General features: G+C 69.2%; 13 protein-coding genes. 9 read left to right on the top strand and 4 right to left on the bottom strand.

Annotated elements, in window-relative coordinates; translation table 11 throughout:
• The first annotated feature begins 284 nt into the window (after positions 1-284).
• On the top strand, positions 285-3395 hold the full coding sequence (locus INT51_RS00595) for a LamG-like jellyroll fold domain-containing protein (RefSeq protein ID WP_193103257.1): 3111 nt from the start codon (positions 285-287) through the stop codon (positions 3393-3395).
• 68 nt (positions 3396-3463) lie between these two features.
• Entirely contained in the window at positions 3464-4291 is an 828-nt protein-coding gene (locus INT51_RS00590) for a GNAT family N-acetyltransferase (protein WP_226831794.1), read from the top strand.
• A gap of 116 nt (positions 4292-4407) precedes the next feature.
• On the opposite strand, the gene INT51_RS00580 is transcribed toward INT51_RS00590, so the two are convergent.
• Positions 4408-5301: an SDR family oxidoreductase gene (locus INT51_RS00580; protein WP_193103256.1), complete on the bottom strand. Its 894-nt coding sequence runs from the start codon at positions 5299-5301 to the stop codon at positions 4408-4410.
• Between the two features lie 312 nt (positions 5302-5613).
• Between INT51_RS00580 and INT51_RS00575 the strand changes: the two genes are divergently transcribed.
• Positions 5614-6606 (top strand): TAXI family TRAP transporter solute-binding subunit, encoded by a 993-nt coding sequence (locus INT51_RS00575; RefSeq protein WP_193103255.1) that lies wholly within the window; start codon positions 5614-5616, stop codon positions 6604-6606.
• 1 nt (position 6607) lies between these two features.
• Positions 6608-8605 (top strand): TRAP transporter permease, encoded by a 1998-nt coding sequence (locus INT51_RS00570; protein WP_193103254.1) that lies wholly within the window; start codon positions 6608-6610, stop codon positions 8603-8605.
• Between the two features lie 12 nt (positions 8606-8617).
• Here INT51_RS00570 and INT51_RS00565 read toward each other — a convergent pair whose 3' ends face one another.
• Positions 8618-9112, bottom strand: coding sequence for a flavin reductase family protein (locus INT51_RS00565; RefSeq protein WP_193103253.1), 495 nt, complete (start codon positions 9110-9112; stop codon positions 8618-8620).
• Between the two features lie 243 nt (positions 9113-9355).
• Here INT51_RS00565 and INT51_RS00560 point away from each other — a divergent pair, with 243 nt between their 5' ends.
• The 4 genes from INT51_RS00560 (at position 9356) to INT51_RS00545 (ending at position 14315) form a co-directional block, all read left to right on the top strand.
• Positions 9356-11347, top strand: a complete 1992-nt coding sequence (locus INT51_RS00560) for a BCCT family transporter (RefSeq protein ID WP_226831792.1) — start codon at positions 9356-9358, stop codon at positions 11345-11347.
• A gap of 164 nt (positions 11348-11511) precedes the next feature.
• Positions 11512-13098 (top strand): choline-sulfatase, encoded by a 1587-nt coding sequence (gene betC / locus INT51_RS00555; protein ID WP_226831791.1) that lies wholly within the window; start codon positions 11512-11514, stop codon positions 13096-13098.
• 13 nt (positions 13099-13111) lie between these two features.
• Positions 13112-13915 carry an alpha/beta fold hydrolase gene (locus INT51_RS00550; RefSeq protein WP_193103251.1) on the top strand — a complete coding sequence of 268 codons (804 nt, stop codon included), beginning with the start codon at positions 13112-13114 and terminating at the stop codon, positions 13913-13915.
• 76 nt (positions 13916-13991) lie between these two features.
• Positions 13992-14315: a hypothetical protein gene (locus INT51_RS00545; protein WP_193103250.1), complete on the top strand. Its 324-nt coding sequence runs from the start codon at positions 13992-13994 to the stop codon at positions 14313-14315.
• A gap of 155 nt (positions 14316-14470) precedes the next feature.
• Here INT51_RS00545 and INT51_RS00540 read toward each other — a convergent pair whose 3' ends face one another.
• Entirely contained in the window at positions 14471-15316 is an 846-nt protein-coding gene (locus INT51_RS00540; protein ID WP_193103249.1) for an SDR family NAD(P)-dependent oxidoreductase, read from the bottom strand.
• Positions 15317-15519: 203 nt separating this feature from the next.
• Positions 15520-18141, bottom strand: a complete 2622-nt coding sequence (locus tag INT51_RS00535) for a lamin tail domain-containing protein (protein WP_193103248.1) — start codon at positions 18139-18141, stop codon at positions 15520-15522.
• Positions 18142-18343: 202 nt separating this feature from the next.
• Here INT51_RS00535 and INT51_RS00530 point away from each other — a divergent pair, with 202 nt between their 5' ends.
• A complete protein-coding gene (locus INT51_RS00530) occupies positions 18344-19258 on the top strand; it encodes an NADP-dependent oxidoreductase (protein WP_370540770.1) in 915 nt (304 codons plus the stop codon).
• Positions 19259-19267: the final 9 nt, after the last annotated feature.

Here is a 19267-nt window from a genome sequence, read left to right as displayed (position 1 = left end):
GCAATCTACGCGGCGCCAGCGGGGTGGTGACGAGCTGCGGCGGTCGATGGGCGGACCAGCCCTGCGGGCGCTCGATGCCAGGAGTCGGCGACGTCGATATGGGAGCGCGCCCACCCTGGCGTGACCTGGGATGTCAGATCGGGGCCACCAAGTGGACATATCGGGCGCTAGCCATCCAGTGGTCATCTTCTGGACGCAGGGGGTTCGGCTGTACGGCATGTCGTCGCCCGACGCGATCCCTAGCGTTCAGGCGACCCCAGACCACTCCAACCCCTGGAGCTCCTGTGTCCTCCTCCTGGCGCACCCTGTCCGTCACCCTCGCCGCCGCCGTCGCCTTCGGCATGACCCCGGCGATCTCCTCGGCCGTCCCCGCCCTTCCCGCCGTCTCGGCCATCGCCCCCGCGCAGCCCGCCCCCGCCCTCGGCGGAGCGGCACCCGCGCGCGCACCCCTGCCGGAGCCCACGGTCGAGGCACCCGCCCCCGACGTGCTCGACGTCGACATCGACTCCGGCTCGACCGAGGACGCTGCCCGGGACCGCACTGTGACCGGCTTCGGCGAGGCCCCGACGATCGCCGCCGATACCGCCCTGGGTCGGGACGTCGCCGGCTTCGACGGCACCAACGCCGTCCGCTACGACTTCGCCGACGGCTTCGACGACACAGCCAATGCCCTGACCTTGGAGTGCACCGTCCGTTTCGATGGCGGGCTCACCGACGGGACCTCCGAAGCCACCGGCAACTTCTGCGGAGCCAAGGAAGCCGGCGGGTTCTCGCTGACTGCCTACGGCTCGACGCTGAAGATGATGGTCAACGTGGGCGGCACCTACTACGGCGCCGGCGTGGAGATCCAGCAGGGAGTCTGGTATCACGCGGCCGGCGTCTGGGACGGAGGAACCCTCTCCCTGTACCTCAACGGCGAGAAGGTCGCCTCGACCCCGACCGAACGCGGGTCGATCACGCCCCCCAAGGAGAGCGCGCGTCAGTTCTTCCTGGGCGCCGACACCAACGGCAGCGGCGAACCCCAGTTCCACGGCACCGCCTCGGTCGCGAACGCCGGTATCCACAGTCGCGCCCTGGGCGCCGAAGAGGTCACAGCCCGGTACGCGGAGACCTTCGCGAACCGCTCCGAGGAGGAGGTCTCCTTCGAGCTGACCAGCCCCGCCCCAGACACCCCGCTGACCGCGCCCACCACTCTCGCGGGCACGATCGCGCACGAGGAGCTGCTGGCCACCCGGCTCTCGTTCACCCTCGACGGGGAGCCCGTCTCCCTCGGTGACGAGGTCGGCGCGGGTCTGCGCGAGGGCGAGCACACGATCGCCTACTCGGGAACCGACTCGTTCGGTGCAGAGGTCTCCGGTTCGTTCCCGTTCACCTCCACCTCGATCCCCACCGCGGACGGCACCACCCAGCAGAACGGCGCCGGGACCGCCCAGCTGACCGCGCGCGCCACCCATCCCACCGGAGCCGCGCTGCGCACCACCTTCCTTCAGGGTGACGTCGCTGCGGCCGGGAGCTCCCAGCAGGGCGTCATCGACACCGCCGCCCTCTCGGCCGACGGCACGGTGCCCGGAGACGTCGAACTGCAGGACGCGACCGCGGTCGAGGACGCGCTGAACCCCGCCGACGGCCAGGCGCTCGACGCCCCCGTCAGCGCTCAGGTCCCTGCGCTGCGCACGTCCATCCCCTTCACCGCTGCCGGACAGAAGGTCCTGTGGCGCGGCCAGGTCGACCCCTCCCGCGAGGTGCGACTGCTGCTGCGGAACACCGAGACCGGCACCTACGAGATCGCCGATTCCGCGCGTGGTTCCGCCGACAGCCAGGTCGAGCTCACCGCTCCGGCGGCCGCGCACCACGACTCGGACGGCACCATCGAAGCGCTCGTGCTGGGCACGGACCCCTTCGCCGACGACCTGGACGAGCCGATCCGCGACAGCTTCGAAGATCCCGACGACTTCGACTTCTCCCTCATGCACATCACCGACACCCAGTACCTCTCCGAGGGTGCCACCGAGCAGGAGACAGCCGAGGAGCGCGAGGTCTGGGCCGACGCGTACGAGGACTCCTACCGGTGGGTGTCCGAGCACGGCGAGGAGCACAAGCTCGCCTACGTCGCCCACACCGGCGACATCATCGAGAACTGGAACACGAACCACGAGGACCGGGCGGTGGCGACCCGGGAGTTCGAGTTCGCCTCCGAGACCCAGAAGCTCCTCGAGGAGACCGGCGTCCCGCACTCGGTGCTGCCGGGCAACCACGACAACCGCGGCGGCAACGACGTGGGCAGCGACAGCCTGTACAACGAGTACTTCGGTCCCGAGCGATACGAGGCTCTCGCGCAGTCGGAGTCCTGGAAGCAGGCCGGGGCCGAGTACCACCCGTGGAAGCCGGGCGACAACGAGAACAGTTACAACCTGTTCAGCGCCGCCGGGCACGACTTCATCGCCGTCAACCTCGGCTATGTCGTGACCGAGGAGGAGACCGCCTGGGCCAGCGAGGTGCTCGACCAGTACTCGACCCGCAACGCCATCATCCTCACCCACGCGTACAACAAGCCCAGCGATGAGCCCGACGGCCGTGGGGGCACGTTCTCCAAGGACGGTCAGATCATCCGCGAGCAGATCCTGACCAAGCACTCCAATGTCGCCCTGGTGCTGTCCGGGCACGAGCACGGCGTGAGCATCGGGGTGCGCAAGGACGTCGGCAGCACAGGCAACAACGTCGTCGAGCTGCTGGCCGACTACCAGTTCTACGAGATGAGCGCCGAGCAGATGGGGCTGACCGACATCGGCGGCTACGACGGCGACGACGGGCTGCGCCTCGGCGCCTCCTTCTTCCGCCTGCTGCAGTTCGACATGGACCGCGGTGAGATGGCGGTCGATACGTACTCCCCGCAGCTGGACGAGTTCGGCGCCAGCGAGTACGACACCAGGGCCCGCTACAACGGGCACGAGGACGACTTCCGACTGCCCGTGCAGTTCGAGACCCGCACGACGACGTTCCAGACCGACGCCCTGATGGGCCTGACCCCGAGCGATCACGTGATCGGCGAGGTCACCCACGGCTCCGGGGAGCCCGCCACCGTCGCCTGGGACGGGCTGAAGACAGGAACGCCGTACGGCTGGTTCGCAGTCACCCGGGACGAGACCCGAGCGGTCGACCCGAAGCAGCTGCGCGAGACGGCGCTCGGCGCCCCGAGCGAAGAGCCCTTCGAAGGCATCGTCCAGCTCAGCGCGTTCACTGCGACCGGCGACGACAAGCCCGGCAAGCCTGATAAGCCCGGCAAGCCTGATAAGCCCGGCCAGCCTGAGAAGCCGGGCAAGCCCGACGGCACCACCGGCAAGCCGGAGGGGACGCCGGGGAAGGGGCGAGAGGGAGCACCGGGACAGAACTCGTAGGTCGCCGCACCGATCGGCGACGATAGGCTCCTTCTGAGCTGCCCGGAATCTGCAGGGAAGAGGGACCCATGACGAACGTTCCCGCTGGGCCTGCCTCCGCCGATTCCGCGATGACCCCGGAGGTACTGCTCGCCGCCTATGACGAGCAGCTGCGCACGGGGGCCGAGACGGCGAACGCCATGGCGACGATCGTGCTCGGCCCCCTGCTCCTGGCCACCTTTCCCGGTGGCCGTGGCTTCGTGACCTACCGCGATCTCGCCGAGTGCGACCGGGTCGACATCGAGGCCCTGGTCGCCCGTGTGAAGGAGCGCGTCGAGACGGACGAGTCCCTCCTCGAGGTCGAGTGGAAGTCCCGCGGGCACGATCGTGCCCCGGGGCTGCACGAGGCGCTGACCGCTCACGGATTCGTGGCCGAGGAGCCGGAATCGATCATGCTCGGAGACGCGGCGGCGTTGGCGATCGACGTGCCCCTGCCCCGGGGAGTCACCCTGCATCAGATCCGTGAGCGGCGAGATGTGCGCGCCATGAGCGCCATGACGGACGAGGTGTTCGGGGACAGCGCGTCCGGGGCGCGGGCCGAGGAGATCCTGCGTCGGCTCGCGATGGACGACGGGTTGGAGCTGTGGATCGCGCGAGCCGAGGGGAGGATCGTCAGTGTGGGTCGGCTCGAACCTGTCCCCGGGACCCGGTTCGCCGGTATCTGGGGCGGAGCGACGCTCGCCCCGTGGCGCGGCCGCGGGATCTATCGGGCGCTGACCGCGGCGAGGGCCCGGTCCGCGCTCGCCCTCGGCAGGACGCTCCTGCACAGTGACTCGACCGAGTTCTCCCGGCCCATCCTGGAGCGCTCCGGACTGCTCAAGGTCTCCACCACCACGCCCTACCTCTGGCGCCGCTGAACCACCCTGTCCCTGCTGTCCGACGCGACCGTCGACGCATTCACGCAGCAGATCGGCACGACCGCACTGTCGGGCGTACTCCTCGATCCGATGCACCATGGACGCCGGCGCCGAGATCAGCGTCCGGGTTTGGTCTTGCCCTTGATCTGCACTTTCGCCCGCAGTGACCAGTACAGCATTCGTCCCATCGCGACCGGGCCATAGCGGACGCCCTCGCGATAGGGCCTGTCCGAGCGCAGCGAGGCGTCGGCCCCGCCGTCGACGAACACGATCTGACCAGCCATGAACGAGTTCTGCTCGCTCACCATCCAGGCGATCGCGTCCGCTACAGCCTGGACCGGGCCAGGGAATCCCAAGGTCTGGGGGAGCGCCGTGCGGAGCACCTTGATCTCTTCGGAGCCGCTGGGCATGGTCTCGCGCCCGGTGTCGGCCTCCACGACCCCGGGGGCGACCACGTTCAGGACCACACCGGTACCGGCCCACTCCTCGGCGGTCGCCGATTGGCGAACCCACCGGTTCAGGGCGATCTTCGAGGACCGGTACAACTCCCCGCCGCGTCCACTGCTGATGGCACGCTCCGCGGCAGCGATCGCCGCCGCCTCGTCGCCGCGCAGACAGGCCGCGATGACGTCCTCGTCTCCGGCGGACAGCGAGGCCGCCGAGGAGACCACCACCACCCGCGGCTGCTCCTTGCGTCGCAGCAGCGGGCGCAGCCCGGCCAGTACGGCCAGCGTGCCGAAGTAGTTGAGGCGGATGGTGTCGATGGACGCAGATCCGATACCGGCCACCAGCGCGAGACCGTCGATGCCACCCGGGGCGCGACGGCTGAGCTCCTGGACCAGCAGGTCACGCCCTGATTCCTCGGTGAGATCAGCACGGACGTCCATCTTCGGGCCGAGGCCGCATCTGAGCACCCGCGCGCCGCGGTCCTGCAGCGTCTGCGCCGTGAGGGCTCCGATACCGCTGTCGGCTCCGGTGACGGCGTAGGTCCGGCCCTCGTGGAGGGTCATCTCGGCTCCCTGGTCCGTGGATTCGTCGTCGAGATCGCGTGACGACCTGGTTTCTCGAGATTACGCGTGAACCCGTCGAAGGTCACCACCCGCGGCGGCCCCAGCTGGAGCCGGCCGTCGCCCGCGGCGCATCGGATCCGAGAATGATCCCGAAACGTTATGCCCGTTCGGGGGTAAGTCAGGAGCGTACGAGACGGATGCGTGATGGGATCGAGCCACATCGACGAGTCGCACGGCACCGTTGGCGACGACGCCGCACCGGGCACCGGCCGCGCAGCTCGTCCCTGAGGACTCTCACGGAGGAGAACACCGATGCGAATCGGACGACGGACATTCGCCACGTTGGGCCCGCTCGCGGCTCTCGGACTGCTGGCCGCCTGTGGCAGCGACGACCAGGGCGGTGGCAGCGGCGGTGACGAGGGCGACTTCGTCACCGATCTGACCTTCGGCACCGGCGGCACCGGCGGTGTGTACTACCCGCTGGGCGGCGAGTACGCGGCCATCTACGAGGACACCATCGAGGGCGTCACGGTGAACTACACCGACAGTGGTGCCTCGGTGGAGAACATCGGCATGATCTTCCAGGGCGAATGGCAGCTCGGAATCGTGCAGAGCGACACCGCCCAGACCGCCGTCACCGGCACCGGGGAGTTCGAGGGCGCCGAGGTCGACAACATCGGTTGGATCGCCGCGCTGTACCCCGAGGCCGCGCACATCGTGACCCTCGCGGGAACTGGGCTCGAGAACCCGGCGGACCTCAAGGGCAAGCGCATCGCCGTCGGCGACGTGGGCTCCGGCACCCGCGCCGTCTCCGACGCGATCCTCACCGCCTACGGGATCGAGGAGGGCGACTACGAGCCGTTCGAGCAGGACTTCTCCAGCTCGCTGGACCTCCTGCGCGACAACAACATCGACGCGTCCGTGTTCGTCGTGGGGACCCCGACCGGGTCCCTCGGCGACCTGGCCGCGACCAACGACGTCAAGCTGATCTCCATGGACCAGGACAAGGCCGACCAGGTGGCGGGAGAGAGCTCCTTCGACGTCTACACGATCGAACCCGACTCGTACGACTTCCTCGAGGAGCCCGTGCTCACCCTGTCCGTCGCGGCCACCCTGATCGCCTCGACCACCCAGGTCAGTCCTGAGCTGGGGTACGACCTCACAGCTGCCACCTTCGAGCACGCCGAGGAGATCACTCTTCCGCAGGGCGGCCTGATCAGCCACGACTACGCCCTCTCGGGCCAGGGCGACGTGCCGCTGCACCCGGGAGCCGAGAAGTACTACGAGGAACAGGGACTTCTCTGAGATGAGCTCCGCAGACCACGAGCAGGATCCGCGGTCCACGGAGTCGGAGGTCGATCAGGAGGAGACTGCCGAGGCCGAGAGGCACGCGCAGGAAGTGCTGCGCGAGCACGACACCTCCAGCCGGTTCCGCACGAACCTCGGAGTGTGGGCATGGGTGGTGGGCGGCCTGTCGGTCGCCCTGACCGTGTTCCACCTCTACACGGGGCTGTTCGGGTCGCGGACCTCGCTGATCCAGGGGGCGATACACCTCGGTGGCGCCACCTCGATCATCTTCCTGCTGTACCCGGCCAGCAGGCGACTCTCGCTGACACGGCGAGGCGTGCCCTGGTACGACGTCGTCCTGGCGCTGATCGCCCTGGTGGTGAACCTCTTCATCGTCGTCCAGTACGAGCATCTGACCAGCAATATGGTGCAGATCCTGGGATTCCGCGACCTCGACTACGTGGTCGCGACCCTCGGTATCGTGCTGGTCCTGGAGGCCACCAGGCGCTGCGTCGGGCTCCCGATCGTGCTGATCGCCCTGGCGGCCATCGGATATGCGGTGGTGATCGTCGGGCAATCGTGGGAGAACTACGTCGTCGGTACCTTCTTCACCGCGCGCTCCGGCATCTTCGGGACGCCCATCCAGGTCTCCTCGACCTTCATCTTCCTGTTCCTGCTGTTCGCCGTGGTGCTCATCCGTACGAACATCGGTGGGTTCTTCAACGATCTGGCGTTCCGTGCGACCGGCCGCTTCACCGGCGGCCCCGCCAAGGCCGCCGTGGCCGCCAGCGGGCTGCAGGGCATGATCTCCGGATCCTCGGTCGCCAACACCGTGGCCTCCGGCTCGTTCACGATCCCGATCATGAAGAAGGCAGGGTTCCGGCCCCACTTCGCGGCAGCGACCGAGGCGACCGCGTCGACCGGTGGCCAGATCATGCCGCCGATCATGGGCGCAGCTGCCTTCATCATGGCCGAGTACACCGGGATCCCGTACAACGAGATCATCATCATCGCCATCATCCCGGCGGCGCTGTACTTCATGGGGGCCTTCCTCTCCGTGCACTTCGAGGCCAAACGCACGGGCATCAAGGGCCTGGCCGTGTCGCAGCTGCCCACCTGGAAGTCGCTGATCGCGCGGATCGACCTGCTCCTCCCCCTGATCATCATCGTCTTCATGATGCTGTCGGGCTTCTCCCCGGCGCGCGCGGCCCTGTGGGGCATCGGGGTCGCGTTCGTGCTGAGCTTCGCGCGGAAATCGACCCGGCTCTCGTTCTCGGGGATCATCAGGACCCTCGAGGCGGCAGCCCGCACGGCGCTGCCCGTGATCGCGGCCTGCGCCACGGCGGGCATCGTCGCCGGCACCGTCACCGGTACCGGACTGGGCGGGCGTCTGGGCAATGCCGTCATCGACCTCGCGCAGGGGAACTTCCTGCTGGTCCTGTTCTTCACCATGCTGGTCAGCCTGGTGCTGGGCATGGGACTGCCGACCACCGCGAACTATGTGGTCACCGCGACCGTCGCGGCACCGATCCTCTACAACAACTTCGACGTCCCGCTGATCTCGGCGCACATGTTCGTCTTCTTCTTCGGCATCCTCGCCGACATCACGCCACCGGTGTGCCTCGCGGCCTATGCGGGCTCCGGGATCGCGAACTCGAACCCGTTGAAGACCGGTGTGACGGCGCTGAAGCTGGCGATCGCCGGGTTCCTCATCCCGTTCGTGTTCGTCCTCGAACCGGCGCTCCTGCTCGAGGGGACGGTGGCCGAGCTGATCCCGGCACTGGTCACCGTGATCCTCGGCATGACGGCCATCGCGGGCGGCTTGGCAGGGTTCCTCGTCGCCCGGGGTCGAGCGGTGGATCGAACACTGCTGATCGTCGGCGGGGTGCTGATGGTGTACCCGTCGATCATGGTGTCGGCCATCGGATTCGTGCTCGCGGTGCTCGCGATCATCCTCCAGCTGGTGCGCCGCCGCAGCGATGCCGAGGGCCCGGACCGGGAGAAGGCTGTTGCCTGAATGGTGGGCCGATCAGCCGTTCAGGTCCTGATCTTCCAGGCCCCGGAACATGCTCCGGTGGAAGACCATGGCTTCCGCGCCGGGGACGGAGTCGATCGAGTGCACCTCGAGCAGTGCAAGGTCGTGGTCCCCGGCCGGCATCTCGCCGTGCAGCGACGTGGTCATCGACGCCGGAACGTTCCGCAGGGTGATCGCCCCCTCGGGGTCGACGGCGACGTCGAGACCGGCGAAGCGCGTGTGCCGGTCCGGCGACGCGAGCTGTCGGGCGATCGCGGCCTGACCTCGTCCCAGCAGGGAGACGCCGAGGCGTGGCCGATGCCGCAGCAGGGGCCAGGTCTGCGAGCTGTGCTGGACCGCGACCGAGACCAGGGGCGGGTCCAGGGAGACGCCGGCGGTGAACGTCGAAACGATCAGCGCGTGCGGGGACCCGTCGATCTCGGCCGCGAGGAGAACGACCCCCTGGGGGAAATGGGAGAAGGCTTCGCGCAGCGTGGTGTCGGTCAGCATGATCCGCACGATAAGCCCGCGGCGGCAGATGGCGCCCGACGGCTTCTCGATGTGGGACGTCCGCAGGCACGTCCCTCTGCACGCGCGCAGGAGCTGCCTGGACAGGACGTCCGCCCTGGATACAGTGGGGTCACAGCTCGCGGTCGGCCGATGGCATCACGGCCCGGCACCTGCACTGCCGAAGCGGCCCGAAAGGCCCCTGCGATCTGCCCTTGACCCCAGCGCGATTGGAGCCGCACCGCGATGAAAGATGACGAGCACGCCGCCCGCAGACAGACATCCCCTCGGGGAGAGAGAACCGATCGCCCTGCCGGTAATCCTCTGGCGAGCATCGACTACTCCCGCCCCCAGTACCCGCACGATATCCACCCGGCCCTGGTGCCGGGGATCGCCATCGACGAGCAGCGCCGCCGCTACAGCATCGACAAGGTCGTGTTCGGTGTCGCCGGCGTGCTCACGGTGGCCTTCGTGATCTGGGGCATCGCCGATCCGGCGGGCGTCGGCGAGGTCGCCGATGCCGCGTACGCCTGGACCATGAGCCACCTCGGATGGCTGTTCAACGCGGTCGCCACGATCGTGCTGGTCTCGCTGCTGATCCTGGCCTTCTCCCGGTACGGGAAGATCCCGCTGGGCAAGGACGGGGAGAAGCCCGAGTTCTCCACCTTCTCCTGGGTGGCGATGCTGTTCGCCGCCGGCCTCGGCATCGGCGTGATGTTCTGGGGCCCCTCGGAACCGCTGACCTACTTCCTGAACCCGCCGCCGTTGACCCATGAGCCGGAATCGGTCGAGGCGCTGCACACGGCGCTCGCCCAGACCTATTACCACTGGGGCTTCCACGCCTGGGCGATGTACGCCCTGGTCGGCGGGGCCATCGCCTACGCCGCCTATCGGCGCGGGCGCACCCTGCTGATGTCCTCGATCTTCCAGCGCCTGTTCGGCAAGCGGCTCACCGACGGCTGGGCCGGGCAGTTGGTGGACATCTTCGCGATCATCGCGACCCTGTTCGGCACCGCCGCCGCCCTGGGGATCGCCGTGCTGCAGATCGGCGAGGGCGTGGTGATCGTCTCGGGGGCCTCCGAGCTGACCAACACCATGATGATCCTGATCATCGGCGTGCTCGCTGTCGGCTTCGTGATCTCGGCCGTCTCCGGGGTCTCGCGCGGGATCCGGTACCTCTCCAACATCAACATCGTGCTCACGATCGGTTTCGCCGGGCTCCTGTTCGTTCTGGGGCCCACGCTGTTCCTGCTGAACCTGCTGCCCTCGGCCGTCATGGAGTACATCGGCTCGCTGTTCGCGATGATGGCGCGATCTGCCTCCTGGGGTGAGGCGACGCTGGACTTCCAGTCGACGTGGACCGTCTACTACTGGGCCTGGTGGATCTCCTGGTCGCCGTTCGTCGGGATCTTCATCGCCCGCATCTCCCGGGGTCGCACGATCCGTCAGTTCCTCCTCGGCGTCATCCTCATCCCCTCCTCCCTGCTGTTCGTGGCCTACGGGGTCATGGGCGGCACCGCGATCTCGATGTACCGCGACGGGAAGCTGGGCGAACTGGAGTCGGTGAAGCCCGCCGAGGTGCTGTTCTCGATGGTCGAGAACGTACCGCTGTCCGGGCTCCTTCCCCTCCTGATCATGGTCATCCTGTCGATCTTCTTCATCACCGCCGCGGACTCCGCGTCGGTGGTGATGGGCATCCTCACCACCCGAGGCAGCCAGAGCCCGCCCAAACTGGTGGTCGTCTTCTGGGGCCTGGTGATGGGTGGTATCGCCGTGGTGATGCTGCTGCTGGGCGACGAGACCGCGCTGGAGGGACTGCAGTCGCTGGTGATCATCACCGCAGTGCCGTTCGCCCTGGTCATGCTGCTGATCATCGTCGCCTGGGTCCGGGAGCTGCGCAGCGACCCGTACTCCCTGCGCCAGCAGTACGCCGAGGCCGCCGTCAGCAATGCGGTGGTCGACGGCGTGGACCGCTTCGACGACGACTTCAGCCTGCAGGTGGTGCGCACGGAGCCGGGTGAGGGCGCCGGCGCGGACGTCGACTCCACCCACGAGGAGTACACCGATTGGTACCAGCGCACCGACGAGGAGGGCGAGCCGGTCGGATTCGACTTCGCCACCGGGGAATGGGCCGATGGATGGCGCCCGGAGACCGGGGAGATCGAGAGCGTCTCGCCCGACGGCGATGAGCAATCGCACGACCCCGGGGACTCCTCGCGACCGTCGCCGACCAGCTGAGGATCGCTCGTCCCGAGAGGCGCCGGCACTGACGGGACCGGCGCCCCTCGAGGGGCTCGTCCGTCGGCCGCGCCCCTCGCCTCCATCGCAGATCCCGGAGCGTCCGGGGAGCCCAGCCCCCGGACCCACGCAGACCACTCGACCACGAGGAAGGCATGTCACCCATGAGACCGAACATCGTCGTCATCCAGGCCGATCAGATGGCCGCCCAGGCGCTCGGCGCCTACGGCGACCGGGCCGCCCGCACCCCGCACATCGACGCACTGGCGGCCGACGCCGCGGTATTCGACCGGGCGTACTGCAACACTCCGCTGTGCGCGCCCTCGCGCGCGTCCATGATGACCGGCAGGATGCCCTCGGACGTCGGCTGCTTCGACAACGGCGATGATTTCCCGTCCTCGACCCCCACGTTCGCCCATCACCTGCGCGCGGCCGGCTATCACACGGCGCTGGTGGGGCGCATGCACTTCGTCGGGCCCGACCAGCATCACGGGTTCGAGCAGCGCCTGACCACGGACGTCTACCCGGCAGATATGGACATGGTCCCGGATTGGCAGCGAGAGCTCGCCGACCGGCTGCAGTGGTACCACGACGCCGATACGGTCTACACCGCCGGCGTCTCCCAGGCCACGGTCCAGCAGGACTTCGACGATGAGGTGGGGTTCCGCACCCTGCGCCACCTCAACGATCGGGTCCGCGCGAACCGGGCCGCGGGGGAGGACGTCCCCTTCCTGATGGTCACCAGCTTCATCCACCCCCATGACCCCTATGAGCCCCCGCGCGAGCACTGGGACCGCTTCGCCGACGTCGAGATCCCGGATCCGAAGCACCCCGAGGTGCCCGAGGCGGACCAGGACCCGCACAGCCATCGTCTGCGCGCGATGAGCGGCTTCGACCTGCGCGATCCGACCCTCGAGGAAGTTCGACGCGCGCGGCGCTCCTACTACGCAGCGGTCAGCTACATCGATGACCACGTCGGCCGGATCCGGACGCGCCTGGAGGAGCTGGGACTGCTGGAGAACACGGTCATCGTGGTCACCAGCGACCACGGCGACATGCTGGGCGAGAAGGGCCTGTGGTACAAGATGTCGCCGTACGAGGAGTCCGCTCGCGTCCCGCTGATCGTCTACGGACCACAGCACCTGGTTCCCCGCGGACGCTACGCCAACCCGGTCTCGCTGCTGGATCTGATGCCGACCCTGCTGGAGCTCGCGCAGGCACCCGCCGACCGGCCGGCGCAGGAAGCCGGCGGGGACGACCGGGGAGCGCCGTCCCCACGGCATGGGCTGTCGCTGCTGGAATCCGCTCGCCGCGAGGCGGACGGCCGATCCGGGCCCGAGGACCGCGACATCGTCATCGAATACCTCGCCGAGGGCACGCTGCGACCGCAGCTGACCCTGGTGCACGGCCAGTACAAGTACGTGCTCTGCCCGGGTGACCCGGAGCAGCTGTTCGACCTGGTCGCCGACCCGCACGAGCTGCGCAACGTCGCCTCCGAGCCCGCGCATGCCGAGCTGGTCCGCAGGCTGCGAGCAGAGCTGGACGCCCAGTACGACCTCGCATCCCTGGAGACGGACGTGCTGGCCAGCCAGGCACGGCGGCGCCTGGTGGCCGAAGCCCTTCAGCAGGGCGTGAGCCGACACTGGGACTTCGAGCCGGATCCCGAGCAGCGGTACGTCCGCGGCGACTTCTGGTCAGCCCTCGCGTTCGGGCAGATCCGCGATGCGGAACCGGTGGAGGACTCGCAGTGATGCCGCAGGCCGCATGAGCGCACCGGTGCCGCACGTCGTTCGCCGAGGCTCGGGAACACCGCTGCTGTTCCTCCATGGCAACGGCGTCGACCATCGGCTGCTGCTCGACCTCGATGACGTCTTCGCCGAGCAGCCCGGCTGGGAGCGCATCTATCTCGACCTCCCCGGCTTCGGGCGGACCCCGGCGCTCGGGCCGCCCGGCGGGCTGCCCGAGCTGGCCCGCTGGGTGGACGGGACAGTCGGTTCGCTGCTCGGTTCCAGCCCGTTCGCCGTGCTCGGCAGCTCCCTGGGTGGACTGCTGGCCCGGGACCTTGCCGCTCCGCGGCGCGCGCAGTGCCTGGGCCTGGCGCTGCTGGCACCGGTCGTCGACCCGATCCGCGAACACCGGAGGCTGCCGGAGCGGATCGAGGTGGGCGAGGATCCGCAGCTGCTGGCTTCCCTGGATGCCGCCGACGCCGCGACCTACGCGGAGTCCGCGGTCCTCCAGACTCCCGAGAATCTCGCGCGCTTCCGTGAGGCGGTGCTGCCTGGGATCCGCTGCGCCAGCACGCGAGCCATGGCGCGACTGGACCGGGACTACACGCTGCGCGCTGATCCGGACGAGCGGCTCGACGGCTTCGAGAGACCGGTGCTGATCGTGGCCGGGAAGCGGGACGCCGTCGTCGGCTTCGAGGACCAGCGCGAGCTCGCCGCCCGCTTCCCGCAGTCGACCTACGCGGCGCTGGATCAGGCGGGGCACAATGTGCACCTCGACCAGCCGGAGACCGTGCGGACACTCCTGCGGCAGTGGTCGCGCAGCGTCCACGCCGCAGCCTGAGCGTCGCGGCAATCCGGCCGTCACCGTGGGCGTTCGCCCTGGTGCGGGGTGTTACTGCTGGATAGGCTCTGGTCGTATGACGACGCGACGAGCCCGGGCCGGAGCATTTGCAGCGGGGCTGCTGTGTGCCAACAGCCTCCCGCACCTGGCCACGGCGGTGACCGGCCACCGCCACCTCACCCCGATCCGCGGTGCGCACTCCTCCCCGTGGATCAATGCCGCCTGGGGCACGGCCAATCTGATCGGGGGCCTTGCGCTGGCGCGCCGGGTCGCCGGGGGAGAGGGCCGGTGGGATTCCCGCCTGGTCGCCTTCGACCTGGGCGCCGCCGTGTTCGCCACCTGGATGGCGGGCAGCGAGGCGGCGATGCGGGTGAACTCGCGCGGGGACGACACACACTGAGCGCGATTCACCTCGTCGCTTCGTCTCCCGACGCCCCCGTGCTTCGAGGTGACGGCTCCATGGGAGCGCCGGGTGGGTAGCAGCCGCCGGAGTGAACCACGGCATGCGTGAGCGGTCTCCAGCTCAGTCGTGACACCGGCCGCTGGAAGGACAGCTCAGCTGAACTGGATACCGCCGTCGACGAGGAGTGTCTGACCGGTGACGTAGTCCGAGTCCTCGCCTGCGAGGTAGGAGACCATCTTGGCGACGTCGTCGGGCACGGAGACCCGGCCCAGGTGGATCGAGGCGGCGTTCTCTGCGAGAGCCTCTCCGCGCTGCTGGCCGTTCTTCGCCGCGAGCTTCTCATCGATCAGGTCCCACATCGCCGTGCCGACGATGCCGGGGCCGTAGGCGTTGACGGTGATCCCGTGCTCGGCCCACTCCATCGCCGCGGCCTGCGTGAGGCCGCGTACTGCCCACTTCGTGGCCGAGTAGGGGCCCAGGAGCGCGAACGGCCGGAAGGCCACGATCGACGCGGCGCCGATGATCTTCCCACCGTGGCCTTGGGCGACCATCTGCTTGGCGGCTTGGCGGTAGGAGTTGAACACCCCGGTGACGTTCACGTCGAGGATCTTCTGGAAGTCCTCCGCGTCGTAGTCCAGGAGCTCCTTGACCTGAGCGATCCCGGCGTTGGCGACGAACACGTCCAGGTGCCCGCCGGCCTCGACCGCCGCTGCGATGAGCGCAGCGACCGATTCCTCCTCGGTGACGTCGACCGTCACGCCGGTGGCTGTGCCGCCGGCGAGGATGATCTCGTCGACCGTGGCATCGATCCCGTCCTGCATGGAGAGCAGATCGGCGACGATCACGTGCAGTCCGTCGCGTCCGAGACGCCGGGCGATGCTCTCGCCGATGCCGCGTGCCGCGCCGGTGACGACGGCGACCCGCTGTCCTTCCGGCGCTGCGCTCCGGGCCGCCTCGACGGTCGACTGGGTCTCGGCTGCGGTGCTCGTGGTGTGCATGGCTACTCCTCATCGAGTGACGTCATCTGTGGCCCATGGTCCAGGTCACGGATTCAGGAGAGCAGTGGTGCCGGAACCGCGGCAACGCCCGTTCTCGCGCACTGAGAACCGCAAGGGCAGCCACTCCGCGCCTCCGACGTATCCGGCACAGCGAGGGGCCGCCCCACGGCCAGTAGCTGTGAGGCGGCCCAGCGTCGAGGTGGTCAGACCCGGTGGCTGCGGCGCAGCATCCAGAATCCGGCACCCAAGGCAGCGAGCGCCACGGCGAACGCGCCGGAGGTCTCCATCCCCGTGCGGGCGAGCGCCTGCTCCGACGTCGTGCCGGAGCTGCCTGCCACGGAGCCTGTGGACGTCGAGCTCGAGGGGTCGGTGCCGGTGGGATCACCGGTGGACACGGAGCCGCCAGTGCCACTGTCGGCGGGCACGGCCGCGTTCTCCGAGGAAGGGGCCTCGACGGCGTCCGAGCCGTCCTCGGCCCCCGGATCGAGGTTCTCGCCGGTGACTGGATCGGGCCCCGTCACCGGGTCCGCTCCGGTGTCCCCACCGGTCCCGGGATCCGTGTCCCCGACCCCCGGTTCCATGTCCCCGCCGGTCCCCGGATCGGTGTCCTCGGCCGGTTCGTCGTCGGCGGCGCAGTCGAGACCGGTCAGCTCCGTGCCTCGCAGCGAGTGGCCACCGGTGTTCGCATCGTCGGCGTAATAGATGCTCAGCGCGCCCTTGGTGCAGGTCTCCCACGGGGCGATGGCGACGCCCTCGTTCGCGATGTTCTCCATTCCCGTGGGGCGGGCGTAGCGCTGCGAGGCAGTCACGTCGTCGGTCCTGAGGTCATAGGTGACCGATTCGCCCTCGCACGCCTCGTCGCAGAATGCTCGCAGCATGCCGGTGGATTCCTGCAGGTCCAGCGCCATCACGCCGTCGAAGGGCGAGGCGAGCGTGGCGACCAGCTCGGCCGAGCCGTCGGGCATGAGCGCCACCGCGTACACGTCGCCGGTGGCCTCGAGAGCCACGAAGGCGTAGGCCTCGGCGCCGGCCGGGACGTCGCCGCCGAGGTTCGCGAGGTCGCTCGCCGAACCGACTTCGATGGCCTCCAGGCCGGCGTTGGCCGCAGTCTCCGGCAGCAGACCGGTCAGGTCCCATTCGGCCTCGGCGATCAGTTCGTCGGCGCCCGCACCCTCGGCCGGGTCGAAGCGCAGCACCGCGTTGTGGCTGGTGCCGCCTTGGTCGTTGTCACGCTCGATCGACTGGTAGAGCTTGCCGTCGGGGCCGTAGGAGATGCCCTCGCCGTCCGGGGTTCCGGCGCCGTCGGGGAAGCGGGTGGGGATACCGCCGGCGGGCCAGCCCTCGGAGCCGACGAAGGTGCCCTCTGCGTTCTCCACCAGGCGCGAGATCTGCCCGGCGTCGTTGTTGGTCGCCCACAGCACCATCTCGCCGTCGATCATCGCGGCGTCCAGCCCCGAGAGGTCTTCGGCCCAGGTGTTCTCGCCATCCAGCACGGCGACCTCCCCGGTGGTCGGCAGTGCCGCAGCCGCTTCGGGCTCGATGCAGTCGTTCGCCTCACCCGGGGTGGCACTGGCCTGCGTGACGAGGTCGCCCTCGCAGAGGCCGTAACTGGGGGAGACGTGCGCGGTCCAGGCGACCTCGTCCAGCAGTGCGCCGTCGGGGGCGAACAGGCGCGCCGCGTCGTCGCCACCCAGGCCGAAACCGAGGTCCTCTCCGGTGACCAGGAGCAGTTCTCCGGCGTCCAGGGTGGTGCCTTCGGGGAACTCGTGGACGTGGTCGTCCTCGGCGTCCTTGAGCACGTAGCCGCCCAGGTCCGCCTGCTCGTCGCCGACGTTGCGCAGTTCGACGAAATCCTCGCCCTGCGAGCTGATCTCGTGGATGACCACGGGTGCGGCGCAGTTGTTGGCGGCGCCCTTGGTGGTGATCGTGCTGAGCTCGAAGTCTCCAGTCCCCTCCGGGCAGCGCTGCAGGGATGGCGTTGCGTGAGTGTCCTCGGGCCAGTCGGCGGTGTCGACCAGCGTGCCGGCGGGGGAGAACAGGCGGGCCATGTCGCCCTTGCCCAGCCCGAAGCCCAGCTCATCGCGATCCACGACCACGTACTGGCCGGGTTCGATGACGGTGCCGCCGGCGAACACCGAGGGCTCCTTGGTGTCGTCGTCATCGAGCAGGTACCAGTCGGAGATATCCACGGCTTCGGCGCCGATGTTGGTCAGCTCCACCCAGTCGTCCGGTTCCCCGCCGTTGGAGACGACTTCGTTGATGACCACCGAGCCTTCACCGGGGACCGGCTCGGCCGGTTCCTGTTCGGCGGGATCCTCCGGGGGCAGGGGCGCGGAGTTCTCAGCGCCCTTGGTGGTCTCCGCGGCCGTGACCAGCTCGCCGTCCACCACGATGTAGGTGGTCGCGGCGTGACCGTCCCAGGAGACGGCATCGACCTCGGTGGCGCCATCGGGGAGGTACAGGCGCGCCTGATCGGCCTTGCCCAGGCCGAAGTCGAAGCCACCGTCGCCGTCGGTCTCCTCGCCCTCGAGGACCAGATGCTCGCCGGGGGCGATCGTGGTGCCCGCGGGAACGGCCCAGTCGCGCTCGTCCTTGTCGTCGCGCAGGAACCAGCCGGACAGATCCACGGGCTCAGCACCGGTGTTGACCAGCTCGACCCAGTCGGCGCCCTCGCCGGAGGATTCGATCTCGCTGAGGCGGATGTCGTCGGCCGGAGCGGCCAGCGCGGGGGCGATCCCCATGCCCAGACCGGCGGGGACCGCGAGCAGCGGTGCCGCGAGGGCGAGGGGGAGCAAACGGGGGGCGAATCGGGGACAGCGGCGCACAGGCGCTCCTTCAGTCGGGGCGTGCCGGGGACCTCGACATACGATCACCACGGGATGAACGACAGGAGTCGCACGCATGTCCGCCACCGGACAGGACGGAGGAATCACCCCGTTAGCGGCACGCGGAGCCGGAGAGCGAAGATCAGTTGGCGATGGCGGGAATGTTTGCGCTGCCTGGGGTGTTGTCCTAGGTATGCGAGCAATGACCTACGCCGAGTACGGCGAGCCGAGCACGATGGCGCTCACTGATGCCCCTATGCCGAAGGCCGCCCCGGGAGCCGTCGTGATCCGGGTGGAGCGAGCCTCCGTGAATCCCGTGGACTGGAAAGTGATGTCCGGTGGACTCGACGGGCTCATCGAGGCCGTCTTCCCCGTGATCCCCGGCTGGGACGTGGCCGGCGTGGTCGAGACGGTGGGCCCTGACACCCCGGAGTTCACGCCCGGTGACCGTGTCGCCTCCTACGGCCGCACCGACATCATCCACGGCGGCACCTTCGCCGAGTATGTGGCGCTGCCTGCCACCTCAGTGGCCGCGATCCCCGACGGAGTCGACATGGACGCCGCCGCAGGCCTGCCGCTCGTGGGCCTGACCGCACTGCGCAGCCTCGAGACGCTGGAACTGACCGCGGACGACACCCTGCTCATCCATGCCGCCTCCGGTGGCGTCGGCTTCCTCGCCGCGCAGCTGGCGCGGGAGGTCGGCGCGACGGTGATCGGCACCGCCTCCGCCCACAACCACGAGAAGCTGCAGGCAATCGGGGTCACGCCGGTGACTTACGGTGACGGACTGGTCGAGCGCGTGCGCGAGATCGCCCCCGACGGCGTCAGCGCCGTCGCCGACTTCGTGGGCGGGGTCCGGGAGGACACGCTCGAACTGCTGGCCGAGGGCGGCCGCCACGTGTCGATCGCTGATCCCTCGGTCGAGGAGACCGGCGGGCGCTGGGTGTGGGTGCGCCCGGACGGGCCGCGACTGCGCACGCTGCTGCAGAAGGTCGCCGACGGCGCCCTGCGGGTCGAGATCGACCGCTCCTTCGCCCTCGCCGACGCCGCCGAGGCCTTCGAGATCAGCAGGGCCGGTACGGCGAACGGGAAGCTCCTCATCGACGCCACTCGCTGAGCACACCAC

Source organism: Brachybacterium sp. FME24 (genome assembly GCF_014897705.1).
Taxonomy (GTDB): Bacteria; Actinomycetota; Actinomycetes; order Actinomycetales; family Dermabacteraceae; genus Brachybacterium.
This window is presented reverse-complemented; position numbering and strand designations above follow the sequence as displayed.

Excerpts from the sequence above, each read along its gene's own strand:
- INT51_RS00565 (WP_193103253.1), bottom strand. The coding sequence starts at position 9,112 with ATGCTGACCGACACCACGCTGCGCGAAGCCTTCTCCCATTTCCCCCAG.
- INT51_RS00530 (WP_370540770.1), top strand. The coding sequence starts at position 18,344 with ATGACCTACGCCGAGTACGGCGAGCCGAGCACGATGGCGCTCACTGAT.
- INT51_RS00540 (WP_193103249.1), bottom strand. The coding sequence starts at position 15,316 with ATGCACACCACGAGCACCGCAGCCGAGACCCAGTCGACCGTCGAGGCG.
- INT51_RS00590 (WP_226831794.1), top strand. The coding sequence starts at position 3,464 with ATGACGAACGTTCCCGCTGGGCCTGCCTCCGCCGATTCCGCGATGACC.
- INT51_RS00575 (WP_193103255.1), top strand. The coding sequence starts at position 5,614 with ATGCGAATCGGACGACGGACATTCGCCACGTTGGGCCCGCTCGCGGCT.
- INT51_RS00580 (WP_193103256.1), bottom strand. The coding sequence starts at position 5,301 with ATGACCCTCCACGAGGGCCGGACCTACGCCGTCACCGGAGCCGACAGC.
- INT51_RS00570 (WP_193103254.1), top strand. The coding sequence starts at position 6,608 with ATGAGCTCCGCAGACCACGAGCAGGATCCGCGGTCCACGGAGTCGGAG.
- INT51_RS00545 (WP_193103250.1), top strand. The coding sequence starts at position 13,992 with ATGACGACGCGACGAGCCCGGGCCGGAGCATTTGCAGCGGGGCTGCTG.
- INT51_RS00560 (WP_226831792.1), top strand. The coding sequence starts at position 9,356 with ATGAAAGATGACGAGCACGCCGCCCGCAGACAGACATCCCCTCGGGGA.
- betC (WP_226831791.1), top strand. The coding sequence starts at position 11,512 with ATGAGACCGAACATCGTCGTCATCCAGGCCGATCAGATGGCCGCCCAG.
- INT51_RS00550 (WP_193103251.1), top strand. The coding sequence starts at position 13,112 with ATGAGCGCACCGGTGCCGCACGTCGTTCGCCGAGGCTCGGGAACACCG.